Source organism: Burkholderia sp. DN3021 (genome assembly GCF_049805555.1).
GTDB lineage: Bacteria > Pseudomonadota > Gammaproteobacteria > Burkholderiales > Burkholderiaceae > Burkholderia > Burkholderia pyrrocinia_C.
Genome location: NZ_JBNCAB010000229.1, coordinates 1 through 1308 on the forward strand (window position 1 = coordinate 1; position 1308 = coordinate 1308).

Genomic DNA, 1308 nt, shown 5'->3' on the forward strand with positions numbered 1-1308 from the left:
TCTGACGCAGCAGGTGCAGACGGAGCTCGCCCAGCAGGGCACCGAGGTCGGCGAGGTGAAGGGGTATGACACCTATGTTAAGGTAGATCCCCAAGGCCATAAACAAACGACCACCGGAAGCGATCCGCAGGCGTTGCCTAACCCGTTGACGAAGCTTGTAGCTCGGGTCAAGGAGAAGTTCAAGTCGAGTCCGATGGACCCCGAATTGGCTGACTACATAAAAAAGAAGAAAGAGGTAAACGAAACGCTGCTTCCTGAAGATGTCGATGCATTGATTCGAGCAACCGAGACTATTCGCGAGGTTCGGAAAAATATAAAGCGTGGAAATGTCACCAGTGATCTTGAAGAGACCGGGCGCAAAGCCAGAAGGGATTTTTATATCGTCCGAACACTTAACGATCTGGATAGGTGGCCTGAGATAGCAACGGACCTTCAAGAGATTGATTGGCGCGTACGAACTGCTACGGCAGCTTTTTATGTACACTCAGGAAATTGTGGAGAACACGCTGCTTGCGCATTCGTAGAGCACGGAAAGCGTATTCGTCCTGGTGAAAAAGTAGCCACAGTTACCGCCGGCAAAGTTACCGTCGGAGATGAGGAAGTTGACCATGATTTTGTAATGTTTGAGCGGAAAGGTCGGCCGGCAATTGTTATCGATCCATGGCAGAATGGCCCGGCTGTATTGCATCAGGATTTTAGTATGAGAAACGTGAGTCTTTTGCAGACTGGGCCGAAGATGTCTTACGAAGATAGGCTTAAATATTTAGATCAGCAGGCTAAATTTGTCGAAATAATGAGTGGACAAAAATCTAAAATTAAAGAGATCTATCGGAATGTGGCGGATGTATTCAAATCCATTGACAATAACAATAAAGTATATGCCCCATCTTATTCAGTCGACTTGAAACGATTTATTCGGAACCCTCGTGCAAATCGAGTTGCTCCAAGGTAAGGGACGGCTCCATAGTCGGACCCGCAAAACACTGCAGAGGCAGATGGATCAAAAGATAGACCGAGTCCGAGAGATGCAGAACTCCCGGGAACAATATCGATCTGAATCGAAACCTGGGAGTTCAAGGACGCTGAGATGACTGAACATTTCTTCCGTAGGGCACCTCGAAAAACCGTTCGGACGCTGGCATGATGCCACTGAGGGGCTTTGTTCGGAAGGGGTAGTTGCGCGGCAGCGTGAGGTCGAGTAGAAAGGGCCATTGATCTGCGGTGGACTAGACTAAATCTGACAGTGGTTGGTTTTTCATGCTGGCGCGCATTGGCGCGGAGGGCGTAGCCCGTAGCGGCAATGCGCGC

The 1308-nt window shown here is 49.5% G+C and carries 1 protein-coding gene; it reads left to right on the forward strand.

Annotated elements, in window-relative coordinates; genetic code table 11:
• Positions 1 to 952: hypothetical protein (locus ACPUER_RS36740; protein WP_425133578.1), on the forward strand; the 952-nt coding region annotated here is incomplete at its 5' end.
• Positions 953 to 1308: the final 356 nt, after the last annotated feature.